Genomic DNA, 18,853 nt, shown 5'->3' with positions numbered 1-18,853 from the left:
AACTAGCATATTCTCAGCCAAAAAAATTTCTTTTTTGAATTGAAACATTATAGTGCTAATTGGAGAGTTCAATTTTATTCTTAAGGTGCGCGGTATTCAATTTTTCATCAGAACCTCTTTTTAATTTATGGGCTAGCGTCTCTTTTTTAAAGGTATGGATACTGGCTTTGGTGAGACCTTGTCTAATGTATTATATTTATTTGAGCATTCCCACACTGTACTTCTCACTTGAATCTAATATTTAGATCCAGGTTGTAATCCTTTTATGTTCGTTTAATTTATTATTTGTTGAAGAACTAATAATAAATTCAGATTATCATCAATTTTTTTCAGAAAGAGGGTTGAGCAAAAAAAGGGCTGTTCAGATTAATTGAGCAGCCCTTTTTCATAATATTAACGCTTTTAAATGTTACTCTTCAGAAGAACCGTCTCCGTCTCCTGAATCAGGCGCATCACTTGCTATAAGTTGAATAGTTTCAGTAAAAACCGGACCACCATATCTTGGTCCAGTAAGAACACCAGCACCATCGGGTTGAACTAATACAGGTTTTATCTGAAGTACTTTTTCACAGGAATTTAAAATGGTTCCTGTACCTCTAAGATAATACGCTGCTTGAGGTTCACCCTCATAAGTAGTCGTAGCATAAGGTTGTTCTGCTATTGTGATTTCACCAGTTTCCAAGTTAACATCCAATTTCACAGGTTGACTTGTAACAATTGGTTCACCCCAAGGAATTTCGATCCAACCAAACATGAGACCTGTCATCATCAACTCTCCATCTTCATTTAGAAATGTTTCAACTTGAGTAGGATAATTCCACGCACCAGGACCCGTCCAGGTTCCAACGTACTCATCCAGGGTAGTGGTACACCATCTAAACAACTCTACTTCATAAGTATCATGAGTAATTGATGCATCTGAACCTTCAATTCCAACAAGGTTTAATGAAAGTACAGTACTACCTGACTCAGGTAAAGCTTCAAAATTCGAAGTAATAGTTATTGTCCCAACAAAAGAATTTGCAGGTATATATAAATCACTTATCTCATATTGATCTGGGGTAGCAGTGGTTTCTTCTTCGTCAATCACTACTTCTATGCTCCTATCTTTAGATGATCTTGTGCTAACGGCCACTTCAACCGTAGTCGAAGCACCTTCCTCTGCTGTTGCCAGGCTGGCTCCATCCGTAGAGAATTCAGCGAGGGTCTGTCCATTATCTACATCGTAGACCAACAGATCTTCCTCACAACTAACCAATGTTCCTACCACTAGTAGCAACACCGATAATTTTGAAAATATTCTTTTCATTTTTTTAAATTTTTAAATTAGTATCCAGGATTCTGTTGATCACGCAATTCAGGTGTCGCTGTTAATTCAACGATTGGAATTGGAAAAGTAAACCTGTAATCTGTGACATCTAAAGAACATGCATTATTAACAGCACAATCTGCCGGAGCTCTTTCTATTCCTCTGTTACCACGTTCACCTAATCTCTTAAGGTCCTTATACCGGTGTCCTTCATAAGCAAGTTCGATTCTCCTCTCGTCAAGGATAGCGCCAAATCCTTCAGCTTTATTTGCGAATACAGGAAGTACAGTGTCAATGCCAAACCTTAAGTCTCTTAGTTGCTTAATAAGAGCAGCAGCATCTTCTAACCGATCCATAGCAACATATGCCTCTGCAAGAATTAACAACATTTCAGATGCTCTGAAAACTTTCAGATCATTCATCAACGGTTGAGATTCAGAACCAGAATATTTATCAATTACCGGAACCTCTGTCGTTGACTCTGGATGAAGCAAAACATTAAAACGTACATCAGCAGGATTTAACTCATTTAACAAAGACTGACTCATTACATAATAAACTCCCCCGTCTGGTCCAGGACCTGTAAATGCCCAGTTAACTCCAACATAACCGGCACCGGCAGGACTTCCTGAAGCTCCCTGTTGGTCATAGTTATCACCAATGGTGCGTTCCAGTTCAAAAATAATTTCAGTATTACCTTCATCCTCCCAAATATTTTCATACTCTAAAGAATCGGCTATTGCGTAGTCTTCCAACAATTCTGAAGCATAGGTAGCAGCGTCAGGATAATTCTCACGGTATGCAGCCATACGAGCACGTAAGGCAGTAACAAAATCCTGACTCACAAAAGTTGCATTTGACTCCTCAACCAAAAGGTCTTCAGCTTTATTTAAATCATCTTTAATAAAAGCAAAAATTTCTCCATTTGTACTTCTAAGAACCGCTTCATCATTAATGGTTGGCACATAATCAACTAAAGGCACACCTAGAGCTGAATCATCAGCATAATCTGTTGTGAAATAAGACTGTAACTGGAAGTAGAAAAATGCACGAAGTGCATAGGCCTGACCAAGAATACTATTGTATTTCTCTTGTTGACCCTCTGACGGCTCAATAACTTGTGCTCCTTCAATTACCCTATTAACCGCGTTAATAGCGGCATAATTACTTGTCCAAATCACAGCTGGGCCAGCAGACGAAGGGTTTAAAACGAAACCATAATCCGACTGTCCCTGTCCACCATTTTCCGGCGCATCAATACTCACCTCGTCTGTCCAGATAGTAGTGAAGTATATTTCCGGGTTAAGATCAAATTGTGCGTAAACTCCTGTTAATCCAAGTTCAAGGTCATTAACATTTTCATACGCTTGTTCTGCCGGTAAACGTCCCGGTTGATCAATTTCTATCGCATCATCACAACTTCCAAAGAAGAACAGAAGACCGACAACATAAATTAGATTTAATTTTTTCATTTTTATTTTTTTTTAAAAAGCTAATTCTACTCCCAATGAAATTATTCTTGGTGTTGGGTAATCCCATTGAGCACTCTGTAAAGCCTCTACATCAAATCCCCTCCATTCTGAAAAAGTAACTAAATTCTCAGCGTTGGCAAATATTCTTAATTGATTAAAACCAGTAGGTTCTAAAAATCTATTTGGAACATTATACCCAACACCTAAAAATCTGATCCTTAAGTGATCTGTACTTCGAAGATATCTATCAGAATCATAAGTATTTATGTTAGTAGCCGTAAGAGATGGAATATCAGTTACTCTATTTTCTGGAGTCCAGGCTCTAGCCAGGTCTCTGTTATGTCTAAAGGTACCTATACTTGAAGGATCCTGATAACCTAAAAGGTCCCAATCAAATCTATCTCCACCTACAGCATAGTTAAACTGAGATTGGATAAAGAAACCTTTATAATCCATGTTTATACCAAAACTTCCAGTATAATCAGGATAAATGTTTTTATCAGTCCACACTCTATCAGTATCAGTATTAGGGGTTTCGGTAACATCTCCGTCTGCTGTATAAAACAACACATTTCCATTAGCCGGGTTCACACCCGCAAATCTAATGGTATAGATTTCTCCGAACTTTCCACCTTCACGTCCAATGTCTTCAATTACTCCAGTTTCACTTGGAAGATCAACGAATTCTTGTTTGTTATAGTTCCCTACGAAACTCACATCCATATTAAATCCTCCAGGACCACCTCTTAGAACATCATATTTAAGGTTCACATCGTACCCCTGGTTTGTTAAAGAACCAATGTTTGTATTAATACCGGTTGTAGCATTAATTGCTGAAACTGGCATACTCTGGAATAAATCTTCTGTTTTTTTCCAATAAGCATCAAAAGACCCTCTCAACCTTCTGTTGAAAACTTCAAAATCAACACCCACATTCGTTTGTGTCACAGTTTCCCACTTAAGGCTAGGGTTACCAATTTGACTAAGGAAAATAGCATTCTCTCCTCCATACCCAACGCCAGAAGCAAATAAACTTTTCCCTAAATCTGGACCTGAGAAATATGTATCTCCTGTAATTCTTTGGTTTCCGGCAGTACCATGAGATGCACGTAGTTTAAGAATATCAAAAACAGAACCATCCATGAAATCTTCATTATTAATGTTCCATCTTGCGGAAACAGAATAGAAAGTACCCCATTTATTGGCATCAGGGAATCTATAAGAAGCATCACGTCTCACTGTCGCACCTACACCATAGGTAGTATCGTAATCATAGTTTATCTGTCCAAAATAGGAGAAAAGCCCTGCATTTCTGCTAGTAGCAAAAGCTTCATCAGTATACCAGTCATTTTGTGAGTTATCACTAATAAAACCAGCGCCGTCTCCCAAAGCAAAAGTTTTTGAGAATAAACCGTTAGCTGTGTAGCCAAAACTTCTTAAGTGAGCTTTGAAATACTCTGTAAATACTCCTACATCAAGAGTATGCTTATCCCATGACTCGTTAAAGTTAAGAGAGGCTACCTGGTTGTAACTAAACACTCTACGGCTACTCTGAGTCTGCCGGCCATCATTATCATTACCTGTTTCAGCAAAAAGAGCGATGTTAAAAGATTCTGAAGGAACCGCCTGAACATAAATTTCATTTTCATAATCTGCACTCATTACAATACTAGCAGACAAATAGTCGGTGAAATTATAATTAGCATTAAAACTTCCTAAAATTTTAACCTCTTCATCAGCCTGTTTGAAGTACTTTAATTTATCCATTAACATATATGGAGTCGCGGTAAAAGATGCTACAGGTGCCTCAGCCCATTCTTCATATCCTGAAGGCAACACATAAGGCAAGGCTTGAAAAGCTCCCAAAACAAAATTTTGGTTTACTCCACCCGTTCCAATACTACTAGGTTCATTTGAATTAGAATAATTTATAGAAACACTAGATCCATAATTAAACTTGTCATTATCTGATTTCCCAGTGATGTTATTTCTAAAGTTGAATCTCTTCAAATCTGAACCTTTTAAGATTCCCTGAGTATCATAGAACCCAAGCGATGTAAATTGAGTAGCTCTTTCTCCACCGCTTGAAAGACTAAGGGTATTGTTCTTGGTAATACCAGTTCTAAAGAAATGGTTAAGCCAATCTGCAGATTCAGCTGAAGCAATTTCTTCTTCACTCATTGAAGCACCTCTTCCTGACCCGTAAAGATTTTCTAATCCAAGCTCCTCTGGTGCATTGTTCAAGTCATAATCATGATCTTGAAGTTTATTCCAGCTTATAATGGAGGTAGCACTGATTTGTAAAGGAGAATCGAAATTCCCTTGTTTAGTTTCAATGATCACCACACCGTTAGCACCACGGTTACCATAGATAGCAGTTGCACCTGCATCTTTTAGCACAGAGATCGATGCGATATCCTGAGGGTTCAAACTACGAAAGTTACTCTCATCAACAGGGATACCGTCGATAAGAAATAATGGCTGAGTATTACCATTAATAGAGTTAACACCTCTAAGGTTAATCACAGAAGCCGCTCCTGGCTGACCACTGTTTGTAGAAATGTTCAATCCTGCAACTTGTCCAGATAAAGTCTGCACAACACTGGCATTAGGTCGATTCTCAATAGATTCTGAACTAACAGTAATTGACGCAATATTAGACTTCTCCTTTGTCGAGGTACGATAACCCTGTACAATAACCTCATCAAGCTCGGCAGCATCAGGGCTTAGAGTTACATTAATTGTATTAAGATTAGCAATAGGATATTCTATAGTCTCAAAACCAAGGTAAGAAAAAACAAGAATCTCATTTTCACTAGCCCTAATACTATAATTCCCATCGAAATCAGTCTGTGTCCCTCTATTCGTGTTTTTAACAAGTACGTTAACTCCAGGTAAGGGCAAACCTTCAGAATCGGTAACCATCCCGGCTATCGTTCTGTCTTGGGCAAACGAAATTTGCACCACTAACACCAGTAAAAGCGTTAGAATTCCACTTAATTTTCTTTTCATTTTATAAATTATTTGAATTAGCCAACGCCAAAAATGGTAATAAAATCTTAATAAAACAAGATTGGCTTATAAACTAACCTGTTAATTATTTAAGAAGTTGATGAAACTCCACGTCTATAACCTTATAGTTGATAAAATTAATTTCTCGATTTTGCTGTTATAGCTGAAAAGAAGAGATTTCTTTAGCAATAAAACACAAATGCTTAAGTTGTTCTATATTGAACACAGCTTTTCGACATAAGACTTTCAGGGTCATGTGAAATTTCTACTTTTGCAGCTACATAACATTTAAGATCCTTACATTTCCTTTTAATTAGCTTTCCCATGTTAGCAAAGAGTTTTTCCAAACTTCCACTTGAATGCGGCACAGATGAAGCTGGCAGGGGTTGCCTTGCAGGCCCTGTCACTGCGGCGGCCGTTATCCTGCCCAAAAATTTCCGAAACAAGATCATCAATGACTCAAAGCAGCTCAACGCACTTTCCAGAAACAAATTGCAGAAAATTATCAGGGAAAAGGCAGTCTGTTATTCGGTGCAACATATTTATATGGAAGAAATAGACGAAATCAATATTTTAAACGCTTCTATCAGGGCAATGCACAAATGCATAGAAAACCTGAACCCGGTACCCGAATTCATTATCGTAGACGGCAACAGGTTCAAGAACTATAAAGAAGTTCCGCACGAGTGTATTATAAAAGGAGACGGCAAATTTCTAAGTATTGCAGCAGCGTCAATTTTAGCCAAGACTTACAGAGACGAATTCATGACCAGGATTCACGAAGAATATCCCATATACAACTGGAAACAAAATAAAGGCTACCCCACAATTGAACATCGCGAAGCCATCAAAAAATACGGAGTCACAAAATACCACCGCAAAAGCTTTAAGCTCCTGCCCGAGCAACTGGAACTTTCTCTTTAAAATTTACTACATTCAACTTTCCATGAAGAAGATCCTGTCATTTTTCACCAGCCTGTTATTCTTTTCCTGCGCCAACGAAGCCTCGGTTTCGGGAGAACTTACCGATTTTTTGCCCCAAGATCCGGCGGTAATAGTGCAGATGAAAAACCCCGATCTCTTCTTCAGCAATATTCAAAACAATGATTTTCTCAAGCTCAATTCCGAAAATGAACTTTACATTAAAATTAAAGAAGGACTCGAGATCCTGAAATATTTCCCTCATCAAAAAGAGGCATTACTCGTCCTTGATCCTAAAGCCGAAAAATCCCTGGATTTCCTATTTATTAGTCGCGATAACCTCAAACCTAAAAACCTTGATTCAATCCCCAACCGGCAGGTAGAAACAATGAACTTTGATGATCTCGAGGTGCAAAAATATGTTTTGGAAGGTAAAACGGCTTTTTCAACACATATAGATAGCATCAGTTTGTTAAGTAACTCCCTTCCCTTATTAAAAGAAACCGCCAGGGGCAATTCAGCCTTGAGTAAAGATCTACAGGTGGCTTTCAAAGCAGCCTCTCCCAAAAAAACTTCTGTATTTCTGAATTCCGATAAAGCAGCTCCTTTCCTGAAAAAGCTCTTTTTGACACCTTTTTCAAACTTTACTAAATGGACTGTCGTTGATACCGACATTTCCCAGAACGACATCAGGCTTAACGGCATCACTATTGCTTCCGATTCTCTTCCGCGCCTCATCAATGTCTTCAAGGGAGTAGGGACTTCAAAAAACACCCTGGCCAATATCACTCCCGTGACCAGCTCCGGATTCAATTCCGTAAGCTTTCAGGATTTCAAAAAATTGAATGAGAATTTGCTCTTTTTGAGAGGTAAGGAAACAGAAACTACCTTTACTGAAGAAATTTCCCTCCTCACAGCAGCCAGTGAAGCAGGAAGTATTCATCTTGCTGAAGGTTTAGTGTTCGCTATACGCTCTGCGGAAGCTGAAAATGGCCTGCAGACATTAAATTATGAGCCGGAACAAACTGAAGAATTCCGTGGGCTACTCATCTACAAATTTCCCCACTCCAATTCTTTTTCTGAAATACTTCAGCCGTTACTGAATCCAAAAGACCTCCATTTTTTGACATTTTTGGATAGCTACATACTCTTTTCTGAATCTTCCGAAGCATTGAAGGAAGTGATTGCCGCTGTTCAGGATGATCTCGTATTGTCAAATACCGAAGCTTACAAAACCTCTTCAGAAAACCTCAGTTCAGAAGCTTCACTTTTGATAATCCGGAACAACCAGGCAGAAGGAACAAATGAAACAGAGCAACTTGACTACACTAATTACCCCATTACGGCAGTCCAATATATTTACCAGGACAATTTTGCCCACCTGCACAGTGTGGTGGCGAGGAGCGCTGCTCTAAAAACCGACAATCCGACTTCGCAGGCCGCGAGTGTTGCCCTGGCGGCAGCCCTAAATTCCCCGCCAGTCTTCTTCAAAAACCATCGCTCCAACGGAATGGACATTGTAGCGCAGGATGTTCAAAATACGCTGTACCTCATTTCGCCAGAAGGAAAGATTCACTGGAAAAAAGATCTTGGATCTCCCATTTTAGGAGAAGTACAGACGGTAGATATTTTAAAAAATGGCAGATTTCAACTTGCTTTTGCGACTCAAAATGAAGTTCATGTCATAGATCGCGATGGGAACCCTGTTAAACCTTTCCCTCTTAAGTTTAGAGATAAGATTACCCAGCCTTTGTCTGTTTTTGATTACGATAAGAAACGTGATTACCGTTTTATGGTCACGCAGGGCCGGGAAGTTTACATGTACGATCGCAAAGGAAAAGGTGTAAAGGGATTCAATTTCTCTAAAGCAACTTCGGAAATTATCCAGCCTCCAAAACACATTAGAATAGGCCGAAAAGATTACATCGTAATTCCTGAAACTTCCGGAAAACTAAATATTCTTAGCCGCACCGGAAAAATTCGTGTTCCTGTGAAGCAAGATCTAAATTTCTCTGAAAATGCCTGGTATGAGTACAACGGGAATTTTGTTTCTACGAACACCTCAGGCCAGATCATAAAGATCAGCGAAAACGGAAATGTAAAAAAAGAGGATCTTGGCCTTGCCGAAAATACCCGCATCACAGCCACCGAAAAAACCCTGGTCACCCTTTCAGAAAATGAGCTCAGCATAAAAGGAAATTCTGTCACTCTGGATTTTGGGCTTTATAGTTCGCCTCAAATCTTCTTCCTCAACAACAAGATCTACGTCTCAGTAACCGATCTTCAAGCTAAAAAAGTATATCTGTTTGACAGCAATGCCAATCTAATAGAGGGATTCCCTGTTTATGGAAATTCTTTAATAGACCTCTCAAATGCCGACGAAGATGCAGCTTTGGAATTAGTGGTGCAGGGCGAAGAGAATGGAATTTTGGTTTATGAGGTGAATCAGTAGTCTGTAGTCTGTAGTCTGTAGTCTGTAGTCTGTAGTCTGTAGTCTGTAAAATCAAAAAAATATATGTGAATTCGTGCAATAAAAATTACACTAATTCCGCTTCAAAAAGGGCAGAAAAATGCTTCTTTATTTTTTGCTTCACCTCCTCTACAGGAACTTCCTTTACGCCCAGCTCTACATTGAGTGAGGTTACTGCCTTCCCTTTAATTCCGCAGGGAATGATATTATCAAAGTAACCCAGGTCAGTATTTACATTAAAGGCAAAACCGTGCATGGTAACCCAGCGGCTGGCACGCACCCCCATTGCACAAATCTTTCGCGCAAAAGGCGTATCACTATCCAGCCATACTCCTGTTTCTCCTTTACTGCGGCCTGCTTTGATCCCGTACTCTTCAAGAGTGAGAATAATAGTTTCCTCAAGAAGCCTTAAGTATTTATGGATGTCTGAAAAGAAATTTTCGAGATCGAGTATAGGATACCCCACAATTTGTCCGGGTCCGTGATAAGTAATATCACCACCCCTGTTGATCTTGTAAAAAGTGGCATTTTTTAGTCCCAGTTGTTCCTCATTAATGAGGAGATGTGACATATCTCCGCTCTTTCCCAGGGTATAGACATGGGGATGCTCTACAAAAAGCAGGTGATTTTTAGTGGCTTTTGAAGTTCCTTCTCTGCGGTTGGCAATCTTTTGATCTAGAATTCCCTGAAACAATTTCTCCTGGTACTCCCAGATCTCCTTATAATCCCGCTGCCCTAACTCCTCTAATTCAATATTCCTGTTCAAATCTTCTCTCTTTACCTGCCTTTGTTATTATTCAGGATGATTAGTGCGGCAATTACTCCCGGCACCCAACCTAAAAGCGTAAGTATAAGCACGATAAGAATAGATCCACAACCTCTGTCTATCACAGCAAGGGGTGGAAACAGGATCGACAATATTACTCTCCAAACACTCATAGGCAGCTACAAATATATTAAAATCTACACCAACCAAATTAGCGCTTTGCCCGTTAAAAAACAATTGATTGGTTGCGGTATAGTCTGTATCTTTGCAAGTCGAATCTTGAACTAAAGAAAATGCATTTATCTGAACAGGAACTCATTCGCCGGGAGAAACTCGATTCCCTGCGGAAACTGAATATAGACCCTTATCCCGCGGCACTTTATCCCGTAGATCATACTACTTCGGAAATAAAGTCTGAATTTGAAGAAAACAAAAAGGTGGTCATTGCCGGGAGGCTTATGTCCCGAAGAATACAGGGAAAGGCTTCTTTTGCTGAAATTCAGGATTCCACCGGAAGAATTCAGGTATATTTCAACCGTGACGAGATTTGCAAGGGAGACGATAAAAGCAAATACAACGACGTCTATAAGAAACTTCTTGATATAGGAGATTTTATCGGGATTGAAGGTAAGCTCTTCAACACGCAGGTGGGTGAGAAAACAGTAATGGTTGAGAACTTCACACTTCTTAGCAAGTCATTAAAACCGCTTCCACTTCCAAAGACCGATAAAGAAGGTAAGACCTTCGACGAATTTAATGATCCAGAGTTGCGTTACCGCCAGCGTTATGCCGATTTGGTGGTGAACCCAAAAGTGAAAGAGATCTTTGTTAAAAGAACAAAGCTATTCACCGCAATGAGGAACTTCTTTAACGACAAAGGCTACTTTGAAGTTGAAACCCCAATTTTACAATCCATTCCGGGAGGAGCGGCTGCGCGGCCTTTCATTACCCATCACAATGCGCTCGATATCCCGCTTTACCTGCGGATTGCCAACGAGCTTTACCTTAAAAGGCTTATTGTAGGTGGTTTTGACGGCGTTTATGAGTTCTCCAAGAACTTCAGAAATGAAGGAATGGATAGAACGCACAACCCGGAATTCACTGCGATGGAGATCTATGTAGCCTATAAGGACTACAACTGGATGATGGAATTTACCGAAAATCTCCTGGAACACTGTGCTGTTGCCGTAAACGGAACTACAGAAGCCACTTTTGGAAAACACCAGGTAGATTTTAAAGCGCCTTACGCCAGAGTGACAATGACCGATGCCATCAAACAATTCACAGGATTTGACATTACAGGCAAGTCTGAAAAAGAACTTTTTGAGGCCGCAAAAGGCATGGGCATCGAAGTTGATGATACTATGGGTAAAGGAAAGCTTATCGATGAGATCTTTGGTGAGAAATGTGAAGGCAACTTCATACAGCCCACATTCATCACAGATTATCCTAAAGAAATGAGTCCTCTTTGTAAGGAGCACCGTGAAAATCCGGAGTTAACCGAGAGGTTTGAGCTTATGGTCTGCGGAAAAGAGATTGCCAACGCTTATTCTGAGCTAAATGACCCTATAGACCAAAGAAACCGTTTTGAAGAGCAGCTACAATTGTCTGAAAAAGGCGATGATGAGGCTATGTTTATTGACAATGATTTCTTAAGAGCACTGGAATACGGAATGCCCCCAACATCGGGTCTTGGTATTGGAATGGATCGTTTGATCATGTTCCTTACCAACAAACAATCTATACAGGAAGTATTATTCTTCCCACAAATGAAGCCCGAAAAGAAAGCTGCAACTCCTAAACCCGAAGATTTCATAAAAATCGGAGTTCCGCAGGAATGGGTAGATACGGTGATGCACGAATATGGTACTGTTGCCAAACTTCAGGAAAATAAACCTACCCAGGTACATCAAAAGCTCAACGGACTAAGAAAGAAAAATAAATTACCCATCGCTGCACTGCAGCTGGACGAAGTAGAAAAGTGGTTCTAAAATGCCATTTTTGACAGTTTATAAAAAGGAGCCTTCGGGTTCCTTTTTTAATTTATCGCCGGGCACCCACAGTGATATCGCGTTCTTGGTGCACCAAAGTTATACCCAAGGGTAATTTGATGAAAACCACTGTTACTAAGCACCACTTCATTAAACTGCCGGGAAAACGTGTAACCAACCAAAAATTTCCTGTATTCCACACCGGCAAAAGGAGTAAGATATCTCAGGTTTTCTGTATCACCTTCCATTTTATCAAGCCCCTGCCGGTAAGACAATCCGGCCCATATTTGCCCGAACTCAAAATTGCGGTAGCCTTTGAGGTTAACATCTGCAAGTTTTTCAGAAGTGTCTTCCATCAGTTGCAGCATGGCCGAAGGCTCCAGGTACCAGTCATAAGCCGGTGAAATAATGTAACCGGCAGTTAAAAAATATCGTCTTTGATTAGTAGCGATATTGTGACTATTGAACAATTCCCTCGTTACGGGTAAAAGATTTTTTGCAGTGCCATGTATATAAAGATCTTTATTGAAGTACGACATTCCCACATCCATATTCGCATAACTCACCGAAGCCTTCTCCTGCCCCAGCAGCGGATCGGGTTGGGTAAAGCCGCTTTGGTCAAGGCGATGCTGAATAACCCCTGCACTAATTCCAAAACTCAGCCTATGCAATTGAAGGTCTCCTGCTGGCAGCCTCAAATGGTAGGCGAATGCCCCATATGCGCCCGATTTAGAGAAATTTCCATTCCTGTCGTTAAATAGAATGGCACCTATCCCCTCTTTGTTGCCCAATCTGCCATTAATGGTAAGCGTCTGCAATCCCGGCGCATCATCTATATCAAACCACTGCTGCCGGGCCGTTAACCGCAGTTGATTGTTCACTGCCGCCCCTGCAAGAGAGGGATGCAGCAGGAAAAGATTATCTGTAAGATAGTCTGAATATGTCGGAATGATCTCCTGCCCTTTACTCTCCCCTATATTGAAAAAAGTACAGAGAATAAGGACCCAAAAATGGGATTTTAAGAGGCTGTTATTTTTCTTCTGTTCAACCATGTTAACGCTTTAATAAAAAGTGGCCTTTTTGAGGTTCAAAACCATCTATAAATATTTGATACCAGTAATCTTCTGAAGGCAGTTCCTTTCCATTGTAAGTACCATTCCAGGAAAATCCGGCGCCACTTCCGGCAGCCAATAACTTCCCGTACCTGTCAAAAATCCTGATTTCAGAATTACTGAAATATTCAACTCCTTTAAGTTCAAAGCTGTCATTAAAACCATCACTGTTAGGTGTGATGAATTGGGGAATGACAATATGCGGAAATTCTTCGGAAACAGTTTTACAACCTTCGAGATCGCGTATATAAGCAGTATATATTCCGCCGGAAATATTCTGAAAAACATTTGACTGCTGAAAATTGCTTCCGTCAAGAGAAAATTCAAATTGTCCCGGATGAGCTGCTTCGATGATCACGCTGTTTGCTTCCGAAGTAATTTTGGCAATTTCGGCAACCGCTACAGCTGCTACTTCAAATGTTCTCAACGCACTGCAGCCGTTGCAATTTGTCACTGTTACTGAATAGTTGCCGGGATTAGTCACAGAGATCGTCCTGCCCGAAGCTCCGGTGCTCCAGTTGTAGCTGAAATTTCCAGGTCCGGCATCAAGCTCTACCGTATTGCCGGTGCACAATTGCAACTCCTTATCCATTGTTTGAGGTACAGTAAAGATTTTCAAAGTAACCGGAGTGCGGGGCCCGGGTTCACAATTAAAACCCGATTTCACAGCTTCGGCATAATAAGTTCCGGCAGCTGCAGGCACAAAAGAATTTCCCGTTCCAACCTCAACGCCTCCTGTAGCTTTATCAAACCAGGTTACAGATTCATCTGGTTCCACGTTTACCTTAAGTGCAGGAAATGGCTCTCCCTCACATATATTTTCATCTCCGCTACTTACCGGCGCCAAAGGAGTTTCCACAATGTACACAGCAAAAGATTCGGAAACCGAGCTACAAAGATTATCGTCAAGATTCACCGAATTTTCGGCTACTTTAACCCTGTAATACCGGGTAGAGCTAATAGCCGGAGAAGTGTACACCGTACCTGTTGCCCCCGAAATATCCTGCCAGTTATTGGCATCTGTACTTTCCTGCCATTGAAAAGCATGACTGTTATACACCGTATGGTCTGGAGTGGCGGTTAATGCCACACTCACGGGAGCATCGGGTTCACAAACTTCAAGAGAACTTCCGGTAGTTGTACCAGATGTGATTTCCGTGAGGTCTCCACAAGACCTAAAAATAATATCATCAATGGCGAGATCGTTTCCGCAGCCACCAATCCCATTGTTGAACATTTTAAGGATCACCAGGTCCTGCCCCGGCTGAGATTGGAATGTCAATGCAAACTGCTCCCAGTAAGGGGTAGATGAAGAATGGATATCTCCCGTATCACCCTCGGCTAGCAACTGAGTGTCGGTTTTATCCCAAATTTGAAACCTCACATTTATTGGAATGCCACCATTTGCACAACCAGTACGAATAGGACTTAGAATATTCATAAGGTAAGCCGAAAACTCGTAAGTAGTAGCTTCACACAACCCTGATATTTCTCTTTTGAAGAACAATCCGGCATTTTTATCGTCGGCATTGACTATTAATGCGTTTCCATTAGATAAAGTGGTGTTGGGCAGAGAAGAATGCCAGTCTTGAATTCCCTGTCCAATTGTACTTGAAATAGTATAATAACCGTCCTGAGGATCACCCGAAACACGCGGATAACTTGTAGTCCCTGCTGGTAAAGTACCAGACGAAAAATCTTCATGGAAAATAGCGTCCCCCTTACTGCCGGGACAAAATCCCAGCTGGGAAAAGACATTTCCAGATAAAAGGAAGAAAATAAGAAAGCAGGAAACCCTCATCTTCTTTCAAAGGTACAGGAAAGCTTCAAATTTTAAGAAATTTTTAGCATCTTATTTAAATGCAAATGCTACCAGTTATAATTTCATTTTAAACCTTTTACTGCTACTACTGTCCAACCATAAGCAAAGTGCTTCTCTTTTTATTTAACAGCCATGGATTAGGCAACCGGGATCTGTTTCTTTAAATTGAGCCATTCTTAACTTAAATTTTACAATTAATGAACAACCGACTCTTGTTCCGGCTGGTTATTGTTTTTTTCTCTTTTTCAATAACGAGTTGTGCCGTCTTTCAACCTGAAAAGGATAAAAAATCGACTACAGCAGCCAAATCTTCTGAAAAAGACAAAAACGGGATTAAATCTTATGATAAGGTGATCACCAAAAAAGCAAAATCTGATGCCGGATTATTTACTGTACACCAGGTAGATGATGATTACTACTACGAAATCCCCGATAGCCTCTTTAACCGCGAAATGCTTATGGTTACCAGGATTGCCCAAACTGCTTCAGGAATAGGCTTTGGTGGCGGTAAACAAAACGAGCAGGTGCTGCGTTGGGAAAAGAAAAATAAGAACGTTCTTCTTCGCGTGGTATCTCACGACGTTTTTGCTGCCGATTCCCTACCGGTTCACGAAGCTGTTAGGAATTCTAACTTCGAGCCTATTCTTTTTTCTTTTGACATTGAAGCTTTCCGTAAGGATTCGGTGAACAATGCAACAGTGATCAAGGTAACCGACCTTTTCAAAAAGGATGTTCAGGCGCTTGGTTTTCCTGAAAGAAACCGAAAAGAATACAAGATCAGTCGTTTGGATGACAGCAGATCGTACATAGACACCATCCGGAGTTATCCTGAAAACATTGAAGTACGTCACGTGAAAACTTATAATGCTGGCGAACCACCTTCAAATTCAAGTACAGGATCTATTTCAGTAAAAATGAGCAACTCCATGATCCTCCTACCAAAGGTGTCTATGGAAAGAAGATACTATGACGAGCGCGTTGGCTGGTTCACCACCGGGCAAACCGATTACGGCCTTGATGCTCAAAAAAGTGAAACCGTACGCTACCTTGACCGCTGGAGACTTGAGGTGAAGGAAGAAGATATGGAAAAATTCAAGCGTGGGGAACTGGTTGAACCTAAAGAACAGATCGTTTATTACGTAGACCGTGCGACTCCAAAGAAATGGATCCCTTACATCAAACAGGGAATTGAAGACTGGCAGGTGGCTTTTGAAGCTGCAGGTTTCAAAAATGCCATTATTGCAAAAGATCCTCCATCTAAAGAGGAAGATCCAGACTGGAGCCCTGAAGATGTTCGCTATTCTGTAGTGCGTTACCTTGCTTCTCCAATACCAAACGCAAACGGGCCGCACGTAAGTGACCCACGTTCGGGAGAGATTTTGGAATCGGACATAAACTGGTACCACAATGTAATGACCCTGTTGAGAAACTGGTTCTTTGTACAGACTGCAGCCATCAATGAAGATGCCCGCGGTGTGGAATTTAAAGATGAGATCATGGGCCGTTTGATAAGGTTCGTATCTTCTCACGAAGTAGGCCACACACTTGGTTTACCTCATAACATGGGAAGCAGTGCAGCCTATGCTGTAGAATCTTTGAGAGATGCTGAATTCACCCAAAAATATGGAACTGCTCCTTCAATCATGGATTATGCACGTTTCAACTATATCGCACAGCCCGAAGATGGTGATGTGGCGCTAATGCCAAACATTGGGCCTTATGACAAGTATTCGGTGATGTGGGGTTACAAGCCAATTCCGGGGAAAACAGGAAAAGAGGAAAAAGAAGTCCTCGACTCCTGGATCCTTGAAAAAGCAGGAGATCCTGTTTATAGATTTGGTGCCCAGCAAAGCGGGGTGATCGATCCTACTTCCCAGACCGAAGATCTTGGTGATGACTCTGTGCTTGCCAGCCAGTACGGAATCAAAAACCTGAAAAGGATAATTCCAAATCTCATCGAATGGACTGCCGAAAAAGGTAAAGATTACGATGATCTTGAAACTATGTACGAGCAGGTACTTAGCCAGTACAACCGTTACATGGGGCACGTTGCTGCAAATGTGGGTGGTGTGATTAAAGAAACTAAAACTTACGACCAGGAAGGTGCAGTATACTTTCATGTAACTCCTGAAAAGCAGAAAAATGCAATGAACTTCCTTCAGGATGAATTGTTTTCTACTCCCGAATGGCTTCTTGAGCAGGAGATCTTCAACAGGATCGAATTTGACGGAAGTGTGGAAAGGATCAGAAATACCCAGGAGCGCACTTTAAATAACCTGCTTGACTTCGGAAGAATGGCAAGGTTGATCGAGAATCGCGAAATGAACGGCAATAGTGCTTACGGACTTCTCGATATGATGCAGGACCTAAGAACCGGAATCTGGAGTGAACTTAGAAGAGGCCAGGGCATTGACACCTACCGCAGAAATCTTCAGCGTGCATACATCGACAGAATGGAATATCTAATGAACGAAGAACAGGAGGCCATCCCTGCACGTTACCGTTCCTGGATAACCCGCTCTAACATTGATGTGGCACAGAGCGATATTCGCCCGGTAGTTAGAGGCGAGCTTAAAAGGCTTCAGCGCGATCTTCGCAACAGCATTGGTCGCAGCAGAGATACTTTGACCCGCTACCATTTGGAAGATGCTTTAGAAAGAGTAAATCTTATTCTCGATCCTAACAGCTAAACCTCATTTTTGCATAAATGAATGAGCCGGACTAACGTCTGGCTTTTTTTATACCACCCAAATTCTAACGATCCAGCCGCCTATTAACCACGCATAAGCAATAAAGGCAAGATACTTCATGATGTTTTCCATCACCTGGCTCTTTGGTGCCATTTCTTTCATGTGCTTTACATCTTTCCTCTTAAAAAAGCCAATGTAAAGAAGAATTCCGGAGATAATGAGGAAGGCGAGGTTAAGGAAGAAAGTATAGTCTATCTGGAAATGTTCAGATTCAAGGATCTTCACGTTGTTTGGATCGGGCAGCAGGCTTAACAGGTCAAAAGAATAGTGCAAGGCCAGGGACGTTCCAATAAGTGCAGTAAACAATAAAAAGAGTATGAAAAGTGACATTTTCCAGCCATAATATTTAGCATTGATCCGCAACACCGGAAATACTACGAGGTCACTAAAGATAAAGGCCATTACCCCGGCAAAGCTGACGCCCTTACCAAAGAGCAGCGCCGCTAATGGAATATTCCCCATAGAACCAATAAAGGTTAAAAATGCAGCAACAGGCCCCACAATAATATGCTCTAAAATGGTAAAAAAGCTATGGCTTTCAACCTCAGGTCCGCTGTTGATAAAAAGGGTTCTGAAAAAAGAATCGGGTACAAAAGCAGCTACAATTCCGGCGATTGTGAAACCAATGGTCACATCCTTCCAAACCATCTTCCATTCCATGGCGTACTGCTTTGCCACTTTGGCCCAGGCAGTTTCAGATTTCATTTTTTCCTTCCAGTCCTTATCAGCTTTTTCATCGTCCTCCACTTCTCCCTTTAGCCGTTCTCTGGCCTGTTTGATCAATTTCTTCGGATTGATCAGCCTTACGATAAGCCAGCTGATGAGGATAAGCAGGATTCCTCCCACATATTCCCCTACTACAAACTGCCAGCCCAGGAAAATAGCGATAATGATTCCCAGCTCGATCACAAGGTTTGTCGAGGCCAAAAGAAAAGCTATAGATGGAATAAAACCTGCTCCCTTTTTGAACAGGCTTTTGGTAGAAGCGAGAGCTGCAAAACTACAGGAACTGCTTATAAACCCGAAAAATGTGCCCAGGAGAACGCCTTTTGAGTTTTTACCACCCATGGTCTCCTGCATTTTCTTTTCGGTTACGAATATTTGGATCCCACTACTTATCAGATAGCCGAGAATGAAGGCCCATAAGGCCATCCAAAAAAACCCTGTACTTGTGTAAGCTGCTTCTGCCCAGCTTTTCCAGAAATCCTGCATAAATTTTTACTCACAA

At 41.0% G+C, this 18,853-nt stretch carries 12 protein-coding genes; 4 read left to right on the top strand and 8 right to left on the bottom strand.

What is annotated here, in order from left to right; genetic code table 11:
• Nucleotides 1–409: 409 nt before the first annotated feature.
• The 3 genes from ACQ93I_RS01840 to ACQ93I_RS01830 all read right to left on the bottom strand — a co-directional run bounded on the left by ACQ93I_RS01840 (nucleotide 410) and on the right by ACQ93I_RS01830 (nucleotide 5,793).
• Nucleotides 410–1,258, bottom strand: coding sequence for a hypothetical protein (locus ACQ93I_RS01840; protein WP_431696890.1), 849 nt, complete (start codon nucleotides 1,256–1,258; stop codon nucleotides 410–412).
• Between the two features lie 68 nt (nucleotides 1,259–1,326).
• Nucleotides 1,327–2,781, bottom strand: coding sequence for a RagB/SusD family nutrient uptake outer membrane protein (locus ACQ93I_RS01835; RefSeq protein ID WP_431696889.1), 1,455 nt, complete (start codon nucleotides 2,779–2,781; stop codon nucleotides 1,327–1,329).
• A gap of 12 nt (nucleotides 2,782–2,793) precedes the next feature.
• Complete coding sequence (locus ACQ93I_RS01830; RefSeq protein WP_431696888.1) at nucleotides 2,794–5,793, bottom strand: SusC/RagA family TonB-linked outer membrane protein; 3,000 nt, start codon at nucleotides 5,791–5,793, stop codon at nucleotides 2,794–2,796.
• Between the two features lie 324 nt (nucleotides 5,794–6,117).
• Here ACQ93I_RS01830 and ACQ93I_RS01825 point away from each other — a divergent pair, with 324 nt between their 5' ends.
• Both ACQ93I_RS01825 and ACQ93I_RS01820 read left to right on the top strand, forming a co-directional pair.
• Nucleotides 6,118–6,717: a ribonuclease HII gene (locus ACQ93I_RS01825; RefSeq protein WP_266069316.1), complete on the top strand. Its 600-nt coding sequence runs from the start codon at nucleotides 6,118–6,120 to the stop codon at nucleotides 6,715–6,717.
• Between the two features lie 22 nt (nucleotides 6,718–6,739).
• Nucleotides 6,740–9,166, top strand: a complete 2,427-nt coding sequence (locus tag ACQ93I_RS01820) for a hypothetical protein (RefSeq protein WP_431696887.1) — start codon at nucleotides 6,740–6,742, stop codon at nucleotides 9,164–9,166.
• A gap of 85 nt (nucleotides 9,167–9,251) precedes the next feature.
• Here ACQ93I_RS01820 and lipB read toward each other — a convergent pair whose 3' ends face one another.
• The gene (lipB, locus tag ACQ93I_RS01815) at nucleotides 9,252–9,950 is read right to left on the bottom strand and encodes a lipoyl(octanoyl) transferase LipB (protein WP_431696886.1); all 699 of its coding nucleotides are present in this window, start codon (nucleotides 9,948–9,950) and stop codon (nucleotides 9,252–9,254) included.
• Between the two features lie 11 nt (nucleotides 9,951–9,961).
• Nucleotides 9,962–10,123: a YqaE/Pmp3 family membrane protein gene (locus ACQ93I_RS01810; RefSeq protein WP_266069320.1), complete on the bottom strand. Its 162-nt coding sequence runs from the start codon at nucleotides 10,121–10,123 to the stop codon at nucleotides 9,962–9,964.
• Nucleotides 10,124–10,243: 120 nt separating this feature from the next.
• On the opposite strand from ACQ93I_RS01810, the gene lysS reads away from it, so the two are divergent.
• Nucleotides 10,244–11,941, top strand: coding sequence for a lysine--tRNA ligase (gene lysS, locus ACQ93I_RS01805; RefSeq protein WP_431696885.1), 1,698 nt, complete (start codon nucleotides 10,244–10,246; stop codon nucleotides 11,939–11,941).
• Between the two features lie 47 nt (nucleotides 11,942–11,988).
• Here lysS and ACQ93I_RS01800 read toward each other — a convergent pair whose 3' ends face one another.
• Together ACQ93I_RS01800 and ACQ93I_RS01795 are read right to left on the bottom strand one after the other, a co-directional pair.
• Nucleotides 11,989–12,993, bottom strand: a complete 1,005-nt coding sequence (locus ACQ93I_RS01800; protein ID WP_431696884.1) for a PorP/SprF family type IX secretion system membrane protein — start codon at nucleotides 12,991–12,993, stop codon at nucleotides 11,989–11,991.
• A 1-nt stretch (nucleotide 12,994) separates the two neighbouring features.
• Nucleotides 12,995–14,854 carry a T9SS type B sorting domain-containing protein gene (locus ACQ93I_RS01795; RefSeq protein ID WP_431696883.1) on the bottom strand — a complete coding sequence of 620 codons (1,860 nt, stop codon included), beginning with the start codon at nucleotides 14,852–14,854 and terminating at the stop codon, nucleotides 12,995–12,997.
• A 218-nt stretch (nucleotides 14,855–15,072) separates the two neighbouring features.
• Between ACQ93I_RS01795 and ACQ93I_RS01790 the strand changes: the two genes are divergently transcribed.
• Nucleotides 15,073–17,565, top strand: a complete 2,493-nt coding sequence (locus ACQ93I_RS01790) for a zinc-dependent metalloprotease (protein ID WP_431696882.1) — start codon at nucleotides 15,073–15,075, stop codon at nucleotides 17,563–17,565.
• A 48-nt stretch (nucleotides 17,566–17,613) separates the two neighbouring features.
• On the opposite strand, the gene ACQ93I_RS01785 is transcribed toward ACQ93I_RS01790, so the two are convergent.
• On the bottom strand, nucleotides 17,614–18,837 hold the full coding sequence (locus ACQ93I_RS01785; RefSeq protein ID WP_431696881.1) for a permease: 1,224 nt from the start codon (nucleotides 18,835–18,837) through the stop codon (nucleotides 17,614–17,616).
• Nucleotides 18,838–18,853 lie beyond the last annotated feature (16 nt).

This window comes from Salinimicrobium sp. WS361 (assembly GCF_050750585.1).
In the GTDB taxonomy this organism is placed as follows: domain Bacteria; phylum Bacteroidota; class Bacteroidia; order Flavobacteriales; family Flavobacteriaceae; genus Salinimicrobium.
This window is presented reverse-complemented; position numbering and strand designations above follow the sequence as displayed.